This window comes from Corynebacterium sp. HMSC062E11 (assembly GCF_001811845.1).
GTDB lineage: Bacteria > Actinomycetota > Actinomycetes > Mycobacteriales > Mycobacteriaceae > Corynebacterium > Corynebacterium hesseae.
Map to the genome: position 1 here is coordinate 1 of NZ_KV806833.1, position 16,100 is coordinate 16,100.

Below are 16,100 nucleotides of genomic sequence, written 5' to 3' on the forward strand. Positions count from 1 at the left end.
ATCATCATTGATCCCGTTGTGGTAGGCGCACAAAAACGTCAGGTTTTTAATGTTGGTGTAGCCGCCTGCCTGCCAGGGCACCAAATGATGCACCTGGCAGTAATCAGCGGGCTTGTTACAGCCTGGTCTTGAACAGGTGTGGAATTCAGCATGCAGGGTAAGGCGTTGTTTGAAGTTTGCTCCACGCTCTAGCCGCCAGGTGTCGATGGGTCCTTCAAGAGGGTGCACGATGGTGGCATAGCCAATCTCGGCAAACTTGTGGGTCAAAAACTCTGCCCCGGTCATCCGCCCGCCGTTAGTCAGGTTGAGCTCGATCTCGTCCCCATCACCGTTGATGATCTGGTCGAGCTCGTTCAACGTGACGATGACTTGGGTGCGCACCGCGGGTTTGGAACCGGTGCCCTCTTTGAAGAAGATGTCGTTGGCGGCTTGAAGCAGGTCGGTGGTGTTGGTGGATTCGAGTACGCCGCGCATGTTGGCAATCGTGGTGGCATCGTCGGTTATGGAGAGTGTGTTGGGGCCTTGTTCCCGGTAGGTGATGCGCACACCAGGTTTGGCTATGCGCTTGGAGCGGAGTTCTTTCAGTCGTGTGGTAGCGACGGTGGGGATGCGGTGTGCGGGTGTTCCTGCGAGTTTGATTCGCAGGTTCCAGGCGTCGAGGGTTTTCTTGACTTTTGCGGTGTAGGACTCGATGAGTGTGAGGGTGCCTAGGCTGTGGCGTTGTTGAAGGGCTGCGGTCCGGGCTTTGCGTTGTTTACCGCTAAAGCGAGTGGGCCCGAAATACACCTGGTTAAGGCGTGCTAGTTCGGCAGCATCGGAGGCATCCGCGCCGAGCGCGCGGAGCTCGTCGGGTGAGCTGGGTATGTGTTCCACCAGCGCAATCCCCGAATTGCGGAGGCGGATGTAGGTTTCGATATCCCCCATGAGCACAGAGACTAAAACAGCACCGTGGGCCCCGCAACCGGAGCGAAGAAACACCCAGCTCAGGTGGTGTGGGAAAGGCCAACCCGAAAATGGAGGAATGAGCACCATGGGTGGGGAAGGTGGCTGTGGGCGTGGAGTTGGCATGAGAAAAGCCCCTCAGGGGAGGGGCTAGACGCGTGTGCTAACCGCGGTCGACGGCGCGGTTGCGCAGGGCGCGGGCGAGGCGGTCACGCTGCTCGGTCACCGTGCGGCGCAGGCCACCGGCCAGGTCGCGAGAGAGGAATTCATCGGCGCGGTCGAGGGTCTCCTGGCTGACATCCCAGCGCGGGAACAACCCGGTCACCGTGGTCAGAGCAATCTCGTTGGACTGCGCGGACCAGATCTTTTCCGCCACGTCGAAGAACTCAGCACTCGGCAGGAGCTCATCGGCGCCAACAAAGGTCAGGCCCGCGAGCTTCGACTCCAAGTCGCGGTTGCCCAGTTCACCGGCGACAATCTCGTCCCACACCGCGCGCTTGTTGTCCTCGGTATTAACCGCGGCCAACGCTTTAAGCGAGGCCTGGTAGCCTGTCGCGGTGTTATCGCGCTTGAGTTCCTCAGCCACCGCCGTCATGGCGGCGCCGGCGGCCTCGGGGCCGGTGACGTCGGCAAGCGAGCCATCGGCGATGAGCGCGGTGAGCGCCTTCCAGCGCAGGCCCGCATCCGAGGAGGTCTTAAGGAGCTCCTGGAAGAAGGCGCGGGAGGCGTCGTGAAGCTTGATGCCGGCCAGCGCCTGGGTGAAGACGATGGAGCGCTCAGTGTTGTCGGAGCGGGCGCCTTCAAGGAGGGCGTCGGCAAGCTGCGTATCCTCCTTTGCCCACTCCGGGTCGGCGTAGGTGGACTGGGCCATGGCGGCCTGGGAGAGGATGCGCTCCAGCACGGCGAGCTCGGTCTCCGCCGCCGCACCGCGGGCCACGAGCGCCACGAAATCGCGGGCGCGCATCGAGCCCGCACGGGTCATTTCCCACGCGGTGGACCAGCACAGAGTGCGGGCCATGGGATCTTCGAACTTGTCGACATTCTCCAACAGGAACTCAAGGGAACCCGCATCCAGCTCGATGAGGCAGTAAGTCAGGTCATCGTCGTTAGGCAGCACGAAGTCGATGTCCGCCTGCTTGAGGCCGATGAGTTCCGGAATTTCGGTGGAGGCGCCATCGATATCCATCTCGATGCGCTCGGTGCGCACTACCTTCTCACCTTGCAGGGCGTAGACGCCGACGGCGACGCGGTGCGTACGCAAAGTATCGCCGCGCTGGGTGAGGAAGGCCTGGGTGATGGTGCCGGACTCGTCCGTCTCCAGCGCCACACCCAGCGTGTTGACTCCTGAAGTCTTCAACCACTGCTGCGCCCAGAAGGATAGGTCGCGCCCTGAGGCCTCCTCCAAGTGGCGCAGCAGATCCCCGAAGGTGGCGTTCGACCACTGGTGCTCCTGGAAGTGGCGGCGTACCCCGGCGAAGAAGTTCTCGCGGCCCACGTAGGCCTGCAGCTGCTTCAGCACCGACGCCCCCTTGGCGTAGGTGATGCCGTCGAAGTTCTGCTCCACGGTCTCAATGTCGGAGGCATCCGTGGAAATCGGGTGCGTCGTGGGCAGCTGATCCTGCTGGTAGGCCCAGGCCTTCTCCACGTTGGCAAAGGTCACCCACGCGGTGTCGTACTGGGTCTCCTCCGCCTGAGAAATCGCCGCTGACCAGGTAGCAAAAGACTCGTTGAGCCACAGGTCATCCCACCACTGCATGGTCACCAAGTCACCGAACCACATGTGTGCCAGCTCGTGCAGGACGGTGTCCGCTCGGCGCTCATACTTGTAGTGCGAGGCTTGCGACGTAAAGACGTACTCATCGCGAATGGTCACGCAGCCCGCGTTCTCCATCGCGCCGGCGTTGAACTCCGGCACGAAAATCTGGTCGTACTTGCCAAAGGGGTAGGCGAAGCCGAAGTTGCGGTGGTAGAAATCGAAGCCCTGCTTGGTCTCCGTGAACAGGCGCTCGGCGTCGAGCGATTCCAGCAGGGAGGGGCGGCAGTAAATCCCCAGCGGCACCTCAACGGACTTAGCAGGTGAGCCCTCCGAGTGCTCCGCCAGCATGCCTGTCCACGTATCCTTCACGCCCACATACGGGCCCGCGCACAAGGCAACCAGGTAGGTCGACAGCGGGTAATCCACCGCCGCGCGCACGGTATTGCCCGAACGCGTGATAGGGGAGTTCGTAATCACCGTCCAGTGCTCCGGAACCTCAAAAGCCAGCGAGTACGTCGCCTTCAAATCCGGCTGGTCAAAGCAGGCGAAGACGCGCTTGGCGTCGGCAGTCTCGAACTGGGTGTAGAGGTAAGCCTCGCCGTCGACTGGGTCGACGAAGCGGTGCAGGCCCTCGCCCGTGCGTGAATAGCGAATCTTCGCCACGACCTTCAGCTCATACTCCGCCACCTGCAAACCCGATAGCGGGATCCCGTACGTCGGGTCATAAGCACTGGTGGGGAGAGGAGCGCCATTGAGGCGGACCTCGACAAGCTCGTCACCGCGCAGGTCAATGAACGTCGAACCGGCCTTCTTAACTCGGAACTTCACCACCGTGGTGGAGGTGAAAAACTCCTCCCCGGTGAGGTCGAGGGCGACGTCGTAGTGGCTTACCTCCACCATGTCGGAGCGCTGCTGGGCTTCCTCGCGGGTGAGGTTAATCGAGGTCATAAGGTGCATCTCCTCTTTCTCTGTAGCTAAAGTCTCTGCACCAGCGTAGTCACACGCCTAGGGTGGGGTGCCAAAGACGACAGAAACAAAGGAGATTTACCGTGGCTCAACAAGTGACGTTCTGGTTCGACTGCTCATGCCCCTTCGCGTGGCTGACCTCGCGCTGGATTAAGGAGGTGGAGAAGGTCCGCGATATCGAGGTGACTTTTGAGCCGATGTCCCTGTCCGTGCTCAACAAGGGCCGCGACCTGGATCCGGAATACATGAAGATGATGGAAGCCAACTGGGGTCCTGCCCGCGTGGCGGCCAAGATTGCCGTGGAGGCCCCGGACAAGGTCGATGCCTTCTACACCGCGATGGGCACCCGCATCCACACGGAGGGCCAGGGCGGCAAGAAGGGGTACGGCGCCTACGATGACATCATCAAGCAGGCGCTTGACGACGCCTCCCTCCCCTCCACCTTCGCCTCCGTGGCCAACACCGAAGAGATGGATGACAAGCTCACCGAGTTCCACAACCGCGGCATCTCCGAGGTCGGCGATGAGGTCGGTACCCCGGTGGTGAAGTTCGGCGATACCGCCTTCTTCGGCCCGGTCATTACGCGCGTTCCCACCGGCGAGGAAGCCGGCGAGCTTTTCGACGCCTCCGTGCGCCTCGCCCGGTTCCCGTACTTCTTCGAGCTCAAGCGCTCCCGCACGGAAGCCCCGCAGGTCTAGCGAGCTCGATTCTGCATCGCCGCTACGGCGACGCAGACTAGGACGATAGGGGTGAGTACGAAAGCCGGCAGTCCAGCAATGTTGATAATGGGCAGATAGCTCTGCGCTTGGTACTCCTCCCACGCGGGGGCTACCCACGTGGCCCATGAAGCGCCTGCGAGGAGAGCAAGCACACCGGCGGTGATCCCAGCCGCACGGTGTGGCTTCTGGGCTATCCACCACGCGCCCACCCCGAGGTGAGCCGCGGTCATCACGATCGCCATGACCAGGGGCCGGAGGAAGCTGCGTTCCGTGAAGAAACCTGCGGCGAACAAACCGGCGCCGATGAGAAAAGCTATGAGGTATAGGGCGGCCACGCGTCGTGTCATGGGAATGAAAATCTCCTCTTTTGAGCGGGCGGCACCGAGCTTAGCAAGCGCACGCTATTAATGGCAGAGCTCAGCGGACAGTCGTCCTGCCCGCTAAGATGTGGGGCATGCGCGTTTATTTAGGAGCAGACCACGCAGGTTTCGAGATGAAGAACATCATCGCCGAACACCTGAAGAAGCAGGGCCACGACGTTATTGACTGTGGTGCCCACGAGTATGACGCCGAGGATGACTACCCGGCATTTTGCATTGAAGCCGCGTTGCGGACCGTTAATGATCCGGGCTCGTTGGGCATCGTGCTCGGCGGCTCCGGAAACGGCGAGCAGATCGCTGCTAACAAGGTCAAGGGTGCACGTTGCGCGCTGGCCTGGTCCCCTGAGACCGCACGCCTCGCCCGCGAGCACAATAATGCTCAGCTCATCGGCATCGGCGGCCGCATGCACTCTGAGGAGGAGGCGCTGGCTATCGTGGATGCCTTCCTGGATCAGGAGTGGTCCCGTGCTGAGCGCCACCAGCGCCGCATCGACATTCTTGCCGAGTACGAGCGCACCAACATTCCGCCGGAGCTTCCGGAGGCTTAGTAGTTCATCTCTGCGGGGTGAGTGCCGCCGCGGCCCTCTTCCCCGAGATCGAGATCGGTGATTGCAGCCATCTCGGATTCATCTAGCTCGAAGCCGAAAACATCGAAGTTCTGCGCGATGCGCTCCGGGTTTTCGGACTTCGGGAACACGATGACGCCGTTTTGTAGATGCCAGCGAATAATCACCTGGGCGGGGGAAACGCCGTATTTTTCGGCAGGCTCGGTGATTTCCGGCAGTTCGAAGAGGTCCGTCTTACCCTGGCCTAGTGGACCCCAAGCCTCAATCTGTACCTTGTGGGCGCGGAAGGCGTCGAGCTCGCGCCAGCGCTGCAGGTAGGGGTGCAGCTCCACTTGGTTGACCACGGGGGTTTCATCAGTCTGGGTTTCCAGCTGGTCCAGGTGCTCCAGTTCGAAGTTAGAAACACCAATGGACTTGGCCTTGCCGGCCTTTTTCAGCTCGATGAGCTGCCTCCAGGCTTCGACATAAGTGCCATTATCCGGGCAGGGCCAGTGGATGAGGTAGAGGTCCACGTAATCGAGGCCCAGCTTTTCCAAGGACTCGTCGAGAGCAGCGGCCGCGTCAGTCTGGCGGTCATTCCACAGCTTCGTGGTGATAAATAGTTCTTCGCGCGGAATGCCGGACTTGGCGATTGCGCGGCCCACGCCTTCCTCGTTGCCATAGATGGCGGCGGTGTCGATGTGGCGATAACCCACCTTGAGGGCTTCGAGGACCAGCTCTTCGGTCTTGTCGGGGTCAACCTTGAAGACACCGAAGCCGAGCTGGGGGATAGTGTTGCCATCGTGGAGTTCGATATTGGGTACAGTCATGCGGCCCACTCTACGCAGAGTGCGGCCATCCTTGCAGAAAAGATGCAAGGGGAAGCCGCACAACAAAATGACCCTTAAGCCCAGCTACAATTTCAGCTACCATGACTGCCAGTACAGGCCAGTACAAAGTCGGCCCCACTCCCTGTTTGTGCAGGTAGTAGGGCTGTTTTCTTGGAGGGAATGACGGGAATCGAACCCGCGTCTTCAGCTTGGAAGGCTGAGGTATTAGCCACTATACGACATTCCCACAACCGACGATCTCCAACTTTCAAAGCTCCGACTGTGAAAACACTGCGCTTGAAAGCCAATGAATCGGCGTGCGGACTACTTTAGCGCACGCGGGCGCTGAAAGGAAAATGGGAACTAGAAAGGGGTAAAGGACGTTATTTTGGATAGGTACATAATCCCAACAACACACAATTCGACTCTTTAGTGAAAGTGGTGCTTTCGTGAGCCCGTTATTGCTCCTTATCCTCGTCGTCGGCGGCGGCGCTTGGTTCCTTTCTTCGCGCAACGGGAAGAAGCAGAAAGAACTGCGAGAATCCCAGCGTTTCGAAGATGCACTGGCAGATGCGCGCCGTTGGACCGAGCGTCTTGGCGGTCAGGTGATGAACTTGAGCGGCACGGATACTGCTTCCCAGCAGGCCATGGCGGATGCATCCGAGCGGTTCACCGCCGCAAACTCTGCGATTTCCCAGGCTACTACTGCAAAGCAGGCGCAGCTGGCGCGTGAGTCCGCGCTGGAGGGTCTTTACTATGTTGCAGCCGCCCGCGAGATTATGGGCATGGACCCAGGCCCCGAACTCCCGCCGCTGGAGGGCCAGCGCCAGGCCGGCAAGGTCACGGAAACCCGCACGGTGGAAGCAAACGGGGAGACGCTGACGGCGTCGCCAAGCGCATCTGCACAAACCCCGAACTACTACCCGGGCGGTGTCGTGGCTGGGCGCCCGGTCCCGGCCGGTTGGTACTCGCGCCCGTGGTGGGCTGATGCGTTGACCACCGGCGTGTGGATGGTGGGTTACTCCATGATGTTCAACGCCATGTTCGCGGGCATGTCCGGCGTCGGCTACTCCGCCGCGGCGGCTGAAAGCGGCGACTGGGGTGGAGACCTCGGCGGCGCTGAAGGCATGGACGGCGGTGCCCTGGACGGAGCCGGTGATATGGGCTCTGGCGATGCCGGGGGAGGCGACGATGGTGGCTTCTTCGATGGCCTCTTTGGTGGCGACGGAGGCGATGGCGGAATGTTTGATTTCGACTTCGACTTCTAAGCGGTGAAACATCCTTTGACATGCATAAATGAACATAAAATGGGGCCGGTGTTGGGATAGTCAAGCGGCTATCGGTACACTAGCCCCAGTATGAAGCGCAGCTGCGTTCGGAGCTTCCGGGCGCAGAGGCTTTCCATACGGGGCGTGGCGCAGCTTGGTAGCGCACCTGCTTTGGGAGCAGGGGGTCGCAGGTTCAAATCCTGTCGCCCCGACGTATGGGGGCCTGGACACGCATCCAGGCCCCTTCATTACATTTTTAGACGATCACAATCAGGAGAGTTTCTCGTGAAGACCACCGTAGACAAGCTGAGCGATACCCGCGTCAAGCTCACCGTCAACGTTCCGTTCGCTGAGCTGGACAAGGAAATCGCTCAGGCCTACGCGGCGATCGCGCAGCAGGTTTCCATCCCGGGCTTCCGTAAGGGCAAGGCTCCGCGCCAGCTTATCGACGCCCGCTTTGGTCGTGGCCCCATCCTCGAGCAGGTAGTCAACGACATGCTGCCGTCCCGCTACGAGCAGGCCGTTACCGAAAACGATCTCAAGGTTATTGGTCAGCCGGAGATCGACATTGCCAAGCTGGAGGACAACGACTTCGTCGAGTTCACCGCTGAGGTAGATATCCGCCCCGAGTTCGAGGTGCCGGACTTCTCCAAGATTTCCGTTAAGGTGCCGGCGCTGGAGACCTCCGAAGAGGACGTCGACAAGGCGCTCGAAGACCTGGCTTCCCGCTTCGGTGAGCTCAAGGACACCAAGCGCAAGATGAAGACTGGTGACTACGCCATTATCGACATCACCACCGAGGTTGACGGCACCAAGCTGGATGAGGCTTCCCACGAGGGTATGACCTACCGCATCGGCGACGACAACCTGATCAAGGGGCTCGACACCGCTCTGCGCGGCATGAAGACCGACGAGGACAACGAGTTCACCACCACCATCCAGTCCGGTGAGCACGAGGGCGACGAGGCCACCGTGAAGGTCCACGTCCAGCAGACCAAGGAGCGCAAGCTGCCGGATCTCGACGACGAGTTCGCACAGATGGCCTCCGAGTTCGACACCATTGACGAGCTGCGCGAGGACACCAAGACCCGCGTCGAGGAGTCCAAGAAGTCCGAGCAGGCTGCCGCCATCCGCGATGAGGTCCTCAAGGCCGCGCTTGCCGACGTTGACTTTGAGCTCCCCGCCTCCGTGGTGGACGAGCAGGTCCACGCTCAGCTGCACCAGGTCATGGGTCAGCTGGCTCACGACGAGAAGGCACTGGCACAGCTGCTTGAGGCGCAGGGCACCACCCGCGAGGAGTTCGACGCTGACGCTCGCAAGTCCGCTGAGGAATCCGTGCGCACCCAGCTCTTCTTGGACGCACTCGCTGAGGTTGAGGAGCCGGAGGTGTCCCAGCAGGAGCTGACCGACCACATCCTGTTCACCGCCCAGTCCTACGGCATGGACCCGAACCAGTTCATCCAGCAGCTGCAGTCCAGCAACCAGCTGGGCAACCTGTTCTCTGACGTGCGCCGCGGCAAGGCCCTGGCTATGGCTATCTGCCGCGCCGAGGTCACCGACGAGGCTGGCAACAAGGTTGATGTTGACCAGTACTTCGGTGAGATCGATGAGGACGAGGCTGAGGCTTCCGAGGAGAAGTAATCTCCCGCTTGTAAAACGCCGCTGCCACATGTGTGGTGGCGAGCGCGCGTGAAACCCCGGATTCAGGTAACTCAAGGATGAGCCTGAATCCGGGGTTTGTGTCATTGTGAACGCCCTCTAGGAGTCTTTGAGTACTTCGTAGAGGGCGTGATGGGTGTTGGCTGGGGATACCGCTAGCCGTTCGTGGCTCTAAAGGCCTTGTCGGTTAGCTGCAGGAAGCGCATAACGTAATCCTTGACAAAGTCTGCGGTGCGTTCATTGAGATGTCCGGACTCTTCGAAAAGGGTGGGGGATTGACCCAGAAATACTTCGGGCTGACCCGGAAGCGGCATATCGAAGTAGGACAGGGCGAGGCGAAGGTTCTTCTGTGAACTGTAGCCGCCCATACGGCCTACAGAGTGGCTAATGATACCTGCGGGAAGGTTCTTCCACGCCACATCTGAGTTGGGTTTAGAGCCGATGTCCACTGCGTTTTTGAGGCAGGCGGGGATAGTGCGGTTGTTCTCTGGCGTAATGAAGAGGATCCCGCTCGAGTTCTTGATGGACTCGCGAAAAGTGGTGTACTCAGCCGGAGTGGGCTTGTCCGTGACGGCGGGGTCATCGTAGTCGAAGTCATAGAGCGGCAAGTCACGGATTTCCACGATGTTTGCCTCGTAGTCTTCAGGGATCATCGTGAGCACCTCGTGTGCAATCTTGCGTGTAAATGACCCTCGCCGCAGGCTGCCGACGATAACGCTGATACGTGGGGTGGTCATGGTAAACCTTCTTTCTTAGTTGGGTGTAGGGAGACGTGGTCAGGGGAGAAAGGGCTTGCAGCCAAAGGCCGGTGGTGGGCCGGCAGCGTGGGCGGCAGTGAGGAAGCCATCTACTTTGTCTCCTTCTTCATGGCGGAAGTACAGCTCGATGAGCCCTAGAAGCCCCCCGAGGACGGCCTCTCGTGCGGCGGATGTATTCAAAAGCCGCATGGCTGCGGGTTGGTTTCCTTCGCGGATGGCTTCAAACAGCGCGATGGTCTCAAGCCAGCTTCCTTGGTCCGGTCGCGGAAAAGGTTTAGAAATCCCAGTCATCATCACTCGTTTCTTCAGCAGTACCAATGACATAGGAGGAACCAGATCCAGAGAAGAAGTCATGGTTCTCATCTGCTCCGGGGGCTAGGGCGGCGAGGATTTCTGGGTTCACTTCCGTTTCTTCGGGCGGGAAATAATCCGGGTAGCCCAAATTCATGAGTGCCTTGTTGGCGTTATAGCGAACGAACACGGCTACGTCATCCATGAGTCCCAAAGGCTCATATAGCTCGCCGGAATAGTCCAGCTCTAGTGCATAAAGCTCTTCGAGCAAAGAAATGGTGAAATCATGCATTTCCTTCTGCCGTAGCGGGGTCGTGGATTCCAGACCGCGCTGATACTTGTAACCCGAGTAGTAGCCGTGCACTGCCTTATCACGCAGAATGAGGCGAATCATGTCTGCCGTATTTGTCAGGGTGGCGTGGACAGAAAAGTGCAAGGGAAGATAGAAACCCGCGTAGAGAAGCAGCGAGGAAAGCAGCGTCGATGACACCTTGCGTTTGAGTGGATCCGGCCCAAAATAGTGCGCGAGCACTTTCTTGGCGCGTGCCTGGAGAAGGTCATTATTCACCGCCCAGCGGTATGCTTCATCAATTTCCTTTGTACTGCTCAGGGTAGAAAACACTGAAGAGTAAGAACGGGCATGGACTGACTGCATGAAGGCGATGTTGGTATACACGGCCTCCTCGTGTTCGGTGCGGGCATCTTGAATCTGACAGATTTCACCCACGGTGGCCTGGACAGTATCCAGGGTGGTGAGTCCCGTGAACACCCGCATGGTGAGGTTGCGTTCCTCGGGTGTCATCCTCTGCCATGCCGGGAGATCATTAGAAAGCGGGACCTTCTCTGGCAACCAAAAGTTAGCGGTGAGACGGTTCCACACTTCAAGATCCTTGTCATCGCTCACCCGGTTCCAATTGATGGCGCGGATGCGGGCTGAAGGATCATGCCGGTAGCTCGGCGGTGTAACTGAAATGCTGGTTAGTTCAGCACTGTTCGATGTTGAAGACATAGCTTCTTTCTTTCTGAGTGGATGGTTGTGGACAAGGGGAGGACCGTGCTTCTACAAAGCACAGGAGACGCAGCCTTCGACCTCGGTTCCTTGGAGCGCGGATTGGCGTAAACGGATGTAGTAGAGGGTCTTGATTCCGGCTTTCCAGGCATAGATCTGTGCCTTGTTGATGTCCCGCGTGGTGGTATCAGCGGTGAAGAACAAGGTCAGGGAAAGCCCTTGGTCCACGTGTTGGGTGGCCATGGCGTAGGTGTCGATGATTTTTTCGTATCCCACGGCGTAGGAGTCATCGAAATACTCCAAGTTGTCGTTGGTCATTTCCGGTGCGGGGTAGTACACGCGCCCCAAGCGGCCTTCCTTGCGTATTTCAATCTTGGAGGCAATCGGGTGTATGGACGCGGTGGAGTCATTGATGTAGGAAATTGATCCAGTGGGTGGAACTGCCTGCAAGTAGGCGTTGTAGATGCCGTCTTGCATCACTTGGTTCTTGAGGCGTAGCCAATCCTCGCGTTGAGGAATCTGCACGCCAGCCTCATGGAATAGCTGTTTTACGTGGTCAGTGGCCGGCACCCAGTCTTGGTCGATGTACTTGTCGAAGTAGGCGCCAGTGGCATAGGTGGATTCTTCAAAGCCAGTGAATCGTTGACCTTTCTCAACCGCGAGTGCATGGGATGCACGGAGCGCATGATAGGTCACGGTCAGGAAATAGATATTTGTAAAGTCCAGTGCTTCGGCGCAGCCATAAGGAATACGCTTGGAAGCCAGGAAACCGTGGAGATTCATTTGACCCAACCCGATGGCATGCATGGATGCATTACCGTGAGCGATGGAAGGAACAGCTTCGATATTTGTTAGGTCTGAGACCTTCGTGAGAGCGCGCACCGCGGTTTCAACAGTTTCCCCAAAGTCCGGTGATTCAAAAGCTTTAGCGATGTTGAGCGACCCTAGATTGCAGGAAATGTCCTGGCCAACGGTGGTGTAGTTACCTGAGGCGCCGTAGGTGGATGGCGTATTGACCTGGAGGATCTCACTACACAGATTGGACATATTGATATGTCCTTTGAGGGGATTAGCGCGGTTGACCGTATCCTCAAAGAGTATGTAGGGGTATCCAGATTCAAACTGAAGCTCAGCCAGCGTGGTGAAAAACTCGCGGGCTTTAATGGTCGTGTGAGAAATTCGCGGATTGGCAACCAACTCGTCGTAGTACTCGGTGATGGACATGTCAGACATGGCTACGCCGTACTCGCGAGCGATGTCATACGGGCTAAAAAGATGCATATCCTTGTTCTCTTTGGCCAGCCGGAAGGTTATATCTGGAATAACAACCCCCAGCGAAAGAGTCTTGATGCGGACTTTCTCATCGGCATTTTCCCGCTTGGTATCCAGGAAGCGAAGAATATCTGGATGGTGCGCATGCAGGTAGACGGCTCCAGCGCCCTGCCGGGCGCCCAATTGGTTGGCATAGCTGAAGCTATCTTCGAGAATTTTCATGACTGGGACTACTCCGGAAGCCTGGTTCTCAATCTTTTTGATCGGGGCTCCGGATTCGCGCAGATTGCTCAGCAACAAGGCCACTCCACCACCGCGCTTTGATAGTTGCAGTGCAGAGTTCACGCTGCGGCCAATGCTCTCCAGATTGTCTTCGATTCGCAGGAGGAAGCAGGAGACCATTTCGCCGCGCTGGGCTTTGCCTGCGTTGAGAAAAGTAGGGGTGGCGGGCTGGAAGCGTCCGGTCATGATGTCATCCACCAGCTTTTCTGCGAGCTCTTCGTCGCCCTGTGCAAGGTATAAAGCTGTGGTGGCGACACGTTCTTCGTAGCCTTCTAGGAATCGGGAGCCATCAAAGGTTTTCAGTGCATATGAAGTAAAGAACTTAAATGCGCCGAGGAAGGTGCGGAACTGGTGCTTAGCTTGATGTGCTCTGTCGTACATGGCGCACAGAAAGGCGTCATCATAAAGCTCAAGGAAATCCCGCTCGTAGTACTCGTTATCAACCAACCATTCCAAGCGTTGCTTGGTGGAATCGAACTGATGCATGCGGGGAGCGACATGGTGCGTGACATAGTCTTGTGCTGCCTGAATGTCCTTGTCAAACTGGATTTTTCCAGAAGCGTCGAACAAGTTCAGCTGCGCGTTGAGTGCGTGGTAGCTTTTGCGCTTGCCGACACCGCCGGCATTGTCTGCTGAAGCAGTGCGGGGCGTAGCGCCAATAGTCTGTGTGGGGGTGGCATCAAGAGGCCACATTGTGTTGTCCAATCTGTGTGATGCGGATGTGTTCTTCATCTTGTGGGGGATTAATGGGGTGTCATCGTTAGCTGCTTTTGCTGCTCCCAAAACTTTTGAAGGCCCTGCTTTACGGCGGCGATGTCCTTCTGGGTGCCGAGAAGCTCGAAGTGATACAGCTCCGGTACGTGGCACTTGGCGGAAATGATGCGTCCGGCGACGCAGTAAGCACTTCCGAAGTTGGTATTCCCTGAGGTAATAACGCCCCGGATAAAGGAGCGGTTGATTGGGTCATTGAGGAAGTCGATGACCTGTTTGGGGACTGCGCGTTTGAGCGAGCCTCCGCCGTAGGTGGGAACGATGAGTACGTACGGGTGTGAAACCTGGATCATCCCGGTTTTCTTGGGGCGCAGTGGAATGCGCACCGCGGGTCTATCTAAGCGTTCGACGAATCTTTTTGTGTTTTCTGAAACGCTAGAAAAATACACCAAATCTGGTGAGTCTGACATAGCAATCCTGCTCATCCTGGCCTTAGCCATAAGTGGGATAGGTGATATTCGAAAAGACTAACTACGCAATGGCGTAGTTGCAACTACGGCCCAACGTAGTTTTGAAAAGGGCAGGTGAGAGTAGGATTAATGCAAAGGGGAAGGTCTAACGGCTGTGGTGTGCTACAAACACTGCGTCGGTAGCTGGGCGTCCAAGCACTACCCACTGAGTGCTGCCGGCCACCTGTATTTCGAGAGAATCTGAAAAGGGCGCTCCCTCGCGCGTGCTAAGAACAGCCCCTGTGACAATGCCGCGCTCTTCAAGGAACTTCAGCAGTTGTGGGTCGGAATCAGAAATGCGTTCCACGGTCACTTGCGGTTGCGCACCGCTGTCGGTGAGACGGTGCGCACTGGGGATTGTGATCTGTCCATCAACCGTAGGGATAGGATCGCCGTGCGGATCCCTAGTGGGGTAATTAAGGAACTTATCTACACGTTCTATGAGCATGTCGGACACCGCGTGTTCGAGATTTTCGGCTTCATTATGGACTTCGTCCCACGTGTAGTCCAATGCTTGAACCAAAAAAGACTCAAGCAATCGGTGGCGGCGCACCATGACCAATGCGTACTGCCTGCCAAGTTCGGTTAACTCCACAGAGCCATAGGGCGTGTGTGACACGAGCCCTTGCTTCGACATTTTGCGCACTGCATCGGAAACCGAGGAGAGCTTGAGTCCCAACTGTTTCGCTATAAGTGTGGCGGTAACGGGCTCGGACGACCATTCCTTTAGCCCCCAGATTGCTTTCAAATAGTTCTGGGTACTGGTGGATAGCTCGGAAACAGACATGAGCAAATGTTAACCCAGCTTCCGTATGCGCCTTTGGTGCTGCGCCCCAACGCTCATAGCGAACAGAGGCCAAGTTTGAGAGGAATGCCGGTAAGGTGGGGCCAGTTAAAGCATTCTTCACTTGAAGGAGAACCATTCATGTCTGAGAAGATTTCAATGAACTCGTCGTCTACGGGTATGAATCTGAGCGATAGCGTGTATGAGCGCCTGCTGCGCGAGCGCATTATCTTCCTGGGAACCCAGGTGGATGATGAGATTGCCAACAAACTGTGCGCCCAGATCCTCCTGCTGTCTGCAGAGGACCCCACGCGCGATATTTCGCTTTATATCAACTCGCCGGGTGGCTCCGTTACCGCGGGCATGGCAATCTACGACACGATGAAGTACTCGCCGTGCGATGTGGCTACCTATGGCATGGGCCTGGCTGCTTCGATGGGCCAGTTCCTCCTGTCTGGTGGCACCAAGGGCAAGCGCTACGCGCTGCCGCACGCCCGCATCATGATGCACCAGCCTTCCGCTGGTGTGGGTGGTACCGCTGCAGATATCGCCATCCAGGCTGAGCAGTTCGCGCAGACCAAGCGTGAGATGGCTGAGCTGATTGCTGAGCACACTGGCCAGACCTTCGAGCAAATCACCAAGGATTCGGACCGCGACCGCTGGTTCACCGCCCAGCAGGCCAAGGAATACGGCATCGTCGACCACGTCATTGAGTCCGTTAACGGTCCTATCACCAACTAGGGAACAAGGAGCTTTATCACCATGTCTAATCTTCAGATGCCTTCTTCCCGCTACGTTCTGCCGGAGTTCATTGAGCAGAACGCACAGGGATCCAAGACCACCAACCCGTATTCCAAGCTCTTCGAAGAGCGCATCATCTTCCTGGGCACCCAGGTCGATGACACCTCCGCCAACGACATCATGGCGCAGCTGCTGGTCCTGGAGTCCCAGGATCCGGACCGCGACATCACGATGTATATCAACTCCCCGGGTGGCTCCTTCACCGCGCTGATGGCCATCTACGACACCATGCGCTATGTGCGTCCGGACGTGCAGACCGTCTGCCTGGGCCAGGCTGCTTCCGCTGCGGCTGTTCTGCTGGCCGCCGGTGCCCCGGGCAAGCGCGCCGCTCTGCCGAACTCTCGCGTGCTGATTCACCAGCCGCGTACGCAGGGCACGCAGGGCCAGGTCTCTGACCTTGAGATCGAGGCCAACGAGATCGAGCGCATGCGCCGCCTCATGGAGGAGACCTTGGCCGAGCACACCGGCCGCACCGCAGAGCAGGTGCGCATCGATACCGACCGCGACAAGATCCTTACCGCGCAGGAAGCCGTCGAATACGGTCTCATCGATACCGTCTTTGATTACCGCAAGCTCAACGCTTAACTGGCCCTTCCGGTTTTAGAGTGCGTTGATTTT

Annotated in this window: 16 protein-coding genes and 2 tRNA genes; 7 read left to right on the top strand and 11 right to left on the bottom strand. The window is 58.1% G+C overall.

The genetic code is table 11. From position 1 onward, the window contains the following. Together HMPREF2822_RS11100 and pepN are read right to left on the bottom strand one after the other, a co-directional pair. On the bottom strand, nucleotides 1-924 hold a 924-nt coding region (locus HMPREF2822_RS11100), incomplete at its 3' end, for an HNH endonuclease signature motif containing protein (RefSeq protein WP_070524635.1). A 181-nt stretch (nucleotides 925-1,105) separates the two neighbouring features. Then, nucleotides 1,106-3,646 carry an aminopeptidase N gene (pepN, locus tag HMPREF2822_RS11105; RefSeq protein WP_070524637.1) on the bottom strand — a complete coding sequence of 847 codons (2,541 nt, stop codon included), beginning with the start codon at nucleotides 3,644-3,646 and terminating at the stop codon, nucleotides 1,106-1,108. Between the two features lie 101 nt (nucleotides 3,647-3,747). On the opposite strand from pepN, the gene HMPREF2822_RS11110 reads away from it, so the two are divergent. Next, nucleotides 3,748-4,362 (top strand): mycothiol-dependent nitroreductase Rv2466c family protein, encoded by a 615-nt coding sequence (locus HMPREF2822_RS11110; protein ID WP_070524640.1) that lies wholly within the window; start codon nucleotides 3,748-3,750, stop codon nucleotides 4,360-4,362. On the opposite strand, the gene HMPREF2822_RS11115 is transcribed toward HMPREF2822_RS11110, so the two are convergent. Continuing rightward, a complete protein-coding gene (locus HMPREF2822_RS11115) occupies nucleotides 4,359-4,730 on the bottom strand; it encodes a hypothetical protein (protein ID WP_070524643.1) in 372 nt (123 codons plus the stop codon). The genes HMPREF2822_RS11110 and HMPREF2822_RS11115 overlap by 4 nt on opposite strands. A gap of 107 nt (nucleotides 4,731-4,837) precedes the next feature. Between HMPREF2822_RS11115 and HMPREF2822_RS11120 the strand changes: the two genes are divergently transcribed. Beyond that, the gene (locus HMPREF2822_RS11120; RefSeq protein ID WP_046647313.1) at nucleotides 4,838-5,311 is read left to right on the top strand and encodes a ribose-5-phosphate isomerase; all 474 of its coding nucleotides are present in this window, start codon (nucleotides 4,838-4,840) and stop codon (nucleotides 5,309-5,311) included. Here the strand turns inward: HMPREF2822_RS11120 and HMPREF2822_RS11125 are convergent. Both HMPREF2822_RS11125 and HMPREF2822_RS11130 read right to left on the bottom strand, forming a co-directional pair. After that, nucleotides 5,308-6,138 (bottom strand): aldo/keto reductase, encoded by an 831-nt coding sequence (locus tag HMPREF2822_RS11125; RefSeq protein WP_070524646.1) that lies wholly within the window; start codon nucleotides 6,136-6,138, stop codon nucleotides 5,308-5,310. The genes HMPREF2822_RS11120 and HMPREF2822_RS11125 overlap by 4 nt on opposite strands. 172 nt (nucleotides 6,139-6,310) lie before the next feature. After that, nucleotides 6,311-6,385 (bottom strand) — tRNA-Gly (locus HMPREF2822_RS11130). 202 nt (nucleotides 6,386-6,587) lie between these two features. Here HMPREF2822_RS11130 and HMPREF2822_RS11135 point away from each other — a divergent pair. The 3 genes from HMPREF2822_RS11135 to tig all read left to right on the top strand — a co-directional run bounded on the left by HMPREF2822_RS11135 (nucleotide 6,588) and on the right by tig (nucleotide 9,047). Continuing rightward, a complete protein-coding gene (locus HMPREF2822_RS11135; protein WP_070524648.1) occupies nucleotides 6,588-7,406 on the top strand; it encodes a hypothetical protein in 819 nt (272 codons plus the stop codon). 138 nt (nucleotides 7,407-7,544) lie between these two features. After that, nucleotides 7,545-7,618, top strand: a tRNA-Pro gene (locus HMPREF2822_RS11140). Nucleotides 7,619-7,691: 73 nt separating this feature from the next. Further along, nucleotides 7,692-9,047, top strand: coding sequence for a trigger factor (gene tig, locus HMPREF2822_RS11145; RefSeq protein ID WP_070524649.1), 1,356 nt, complete (start codon nucleotides 7,692-7,694; stop codon nucleotides 9,045-9,047). Between the two features lie 173 nt (nucleotides 9,048-9,220). Here the strand turns inward: tig and HMPREF2822_RS11150 are convergent, their stop codons facing one another. The 6 genes from HMPREF2822_RS11150 to HMPREF2822_RS11170 all read right to left on the bottom strand — a co-directional run bounded on the left by HMPREF2822_RS11150 (nucleotide 9,221) and on the right by HMPREF2822_RS11170 (nucleotide 14,684). Continuing rightward, nucleotides 9,221-9,802, bottom strand: coding sequence for an NADPH-dependent FMN reductase (locus HMPREF2822_RS11150; RefSeq protein WP_070524650.1), 582 nt, complete (start codon nucleotides 9,800-9,802; stop codon nucleotides 9,221-9,223). Between the two features lie 39 nt (nucleotides 9,803-9,841). Then, the gene (locus HMPREF2822_RS13375; RefSeq protein WP_034655492.1) at nucleotides 9,842-10,114 is read right to left on the bottom strand and encodes a hypothetical protein; all 273 of its coding nucleotides are present in this window, start codon (nucleotides 10,112-10,114) and stop codon (nucleotides 9,842-9,844) included. Next, a complete protein-coding gene (gene nrdF / locus HMPREF2822_RS11155; RefSeq protein WP_012715216.1) occupies nucleotides 10,098-11,123 on the bottom strand; it encodes a class 1b ribonucleoside-diphosphate reductase subunit beta in 1,026 nt (341 codons plus the stop codon). Before nrdF ends, HMPREF2822_RS13375 begins: the two co-directional genes overlap by 17 nt. Nucleotides 11,124-11,174: 51 nt before the next feature. Further along, on the bottom strand, nucleotides 11,175-13,370 hold the full coding sequence (gene nrdE, locus HMPREF2822_RS11160) for a class 1b ribonucleoside-diphosphate reductase subunit alpha (RefSeq protein WP_070524651.1): 2,196 nt from the start codon (nucleotides 13,368-13,370) through the stop codon (nucleotides 11,175-11,177). Nucleotides 13,371-13,420: 50 nt separating this feature from the next. Beyond that, nucleotides 13,421-13,888 (bottom strand): class Ib ribonucleoside-diphosphate reductase assembly flavoprotein NrdI, encoded by a 468-nt coding sequence (gene nrdI, locus HMPREF2822_RS11165; RefSeq protein WP_005324049.1) that lies wholly within the window; start codon nucleotides 13,886-13,888, stop codon nucleotides 13,421-13,423. A gap of 115 nt (nucleotides 13,889-14,003) precedes the next feature. Then, entirely contained in the window at nucleotides 14,004-14,684 is a 681-nt protein-coding gene (locus tag HMPREF2822_RS11170; protein WP_010190918.1) for a metal-dependent transcriptional regulator, read from the bottom strand. A 138-nt stretch (nucleotides 14,685-14,822) separates the two neighbouring features. Here HMPREF2822_RS11170 and HMPREF2822_RS11175 point away from each other — a divergent pair, with 138 nt between their 5' ends. Both HMPREF2822_RS11175 and HMPREF2822_RS11180 read left to right on the top strand, forming a co-directional pair. Beyond that, nucleotides 14,823-15,422, top strand: a complete 600-nt coding sequence (locus HMPREF2822_RS11175) for an ATP-dependent Clp protease proteolytic subunit (protein WP_010190917.1) — start codon at nucleotides 14,823-14,825, stop codon at nucleotides 15,420-15,422. Between the two features lie 21 nt (nucleotides 15,423-15,443). Continuing rightward, entirely contained in the window at nucleotides 15,444-16,067 is a 624-nt protein-coding gene (locus tag HMPREF2822_RS11180; protein ID WP_070447792.1) for an ATP-dependent Clp protease proteolytic subunit, read from the top strand. Nucleotides 16,068-16,100 lie beyond the last annotated feature (33 nt).

Coding starts and splice junctions, on each gene's coding strand:
- HMPREF2822_RS13375 (WP_034655492.1), bottom strand. CDS start 10,114: ATGACTGGGATTTCTAAACCTTTTCCGCGACCGGACCAAGGAAGCTGG.
- nrdI (WP_005324049.1), bottom strand. CDS start 13,888: ATGGCTAAGGCCAGGATGAGCAGGATTGCTATGTCAGACTCACCAGAT.
- HMPREF2822_RS11125 (WP_070524646.1), bottom strand. CDS start 6,138: ATGACTGTACCCAATATCGAACTCCACGATGGCAACACTATCCCCCAG.
- HMPREF2822_RS11115 (WP_070524643.1), bottom strand. CDS start 4,730: ATGACACGACGCGTGGCCGCCCTATACCTCATAGCTTTTCTCATCGGC.
- HMPREF2822_RS11170 (WP_010190918.1), bottom strand. CDS start 14,684: ATGTCTGTTTCCGAGCTATCCACCAGTACCCAGAACTATTTGAAAGCA.
- nrdF (WP_012715216.1), bottom strand. CDS start 11,123: ATGTCTTCAACATCGAACAGTGCTGAACTAACCAGCATTTCAGTTACA.
- HMPREF2822_RS11150 (WP_070524650.1), bottom strand. CDS start 9,802: ATGACCACCCCACGTATCAGCGTTATCGTCGGCAGCCTGCGGCGAGGG.
- nrdE (WP_070524651.1), bottom strand. CDS start 13,370: ATGTGGCCTCTTGATGCCACCCCCACACAGACTATTGGCGCTACGCCC.
- HMPREF2822_RS11180 (WP_070447792.1), top strand. CDS start 15,444: ATGTCTAATCTTCAGATGCCTTCTTCCCGCTACGTTCTGCCGGAGTTC.
- HMPREF2822_RS11120 (WP_046647313.1), top strand. CDS start 4,838: ATGCGCGTTTATTTAGGAGCAGACCACGCAGGTTTCGAGATGAAGAAC.
- pepN (WP_070524637.1), bottom strand. CDS start 3,646: ATGACCTCGATTAACCTCACCCGCGAGGAAGCCCAGCAGCGCTCCGAC.
- HMPREF2822_RS11175 (WP_010190917.1), top strand. CDS start 14,823: ATGTCTGAGAAGATTTCAATGAACTCGTCGTCTACGGGTATGAATCTG.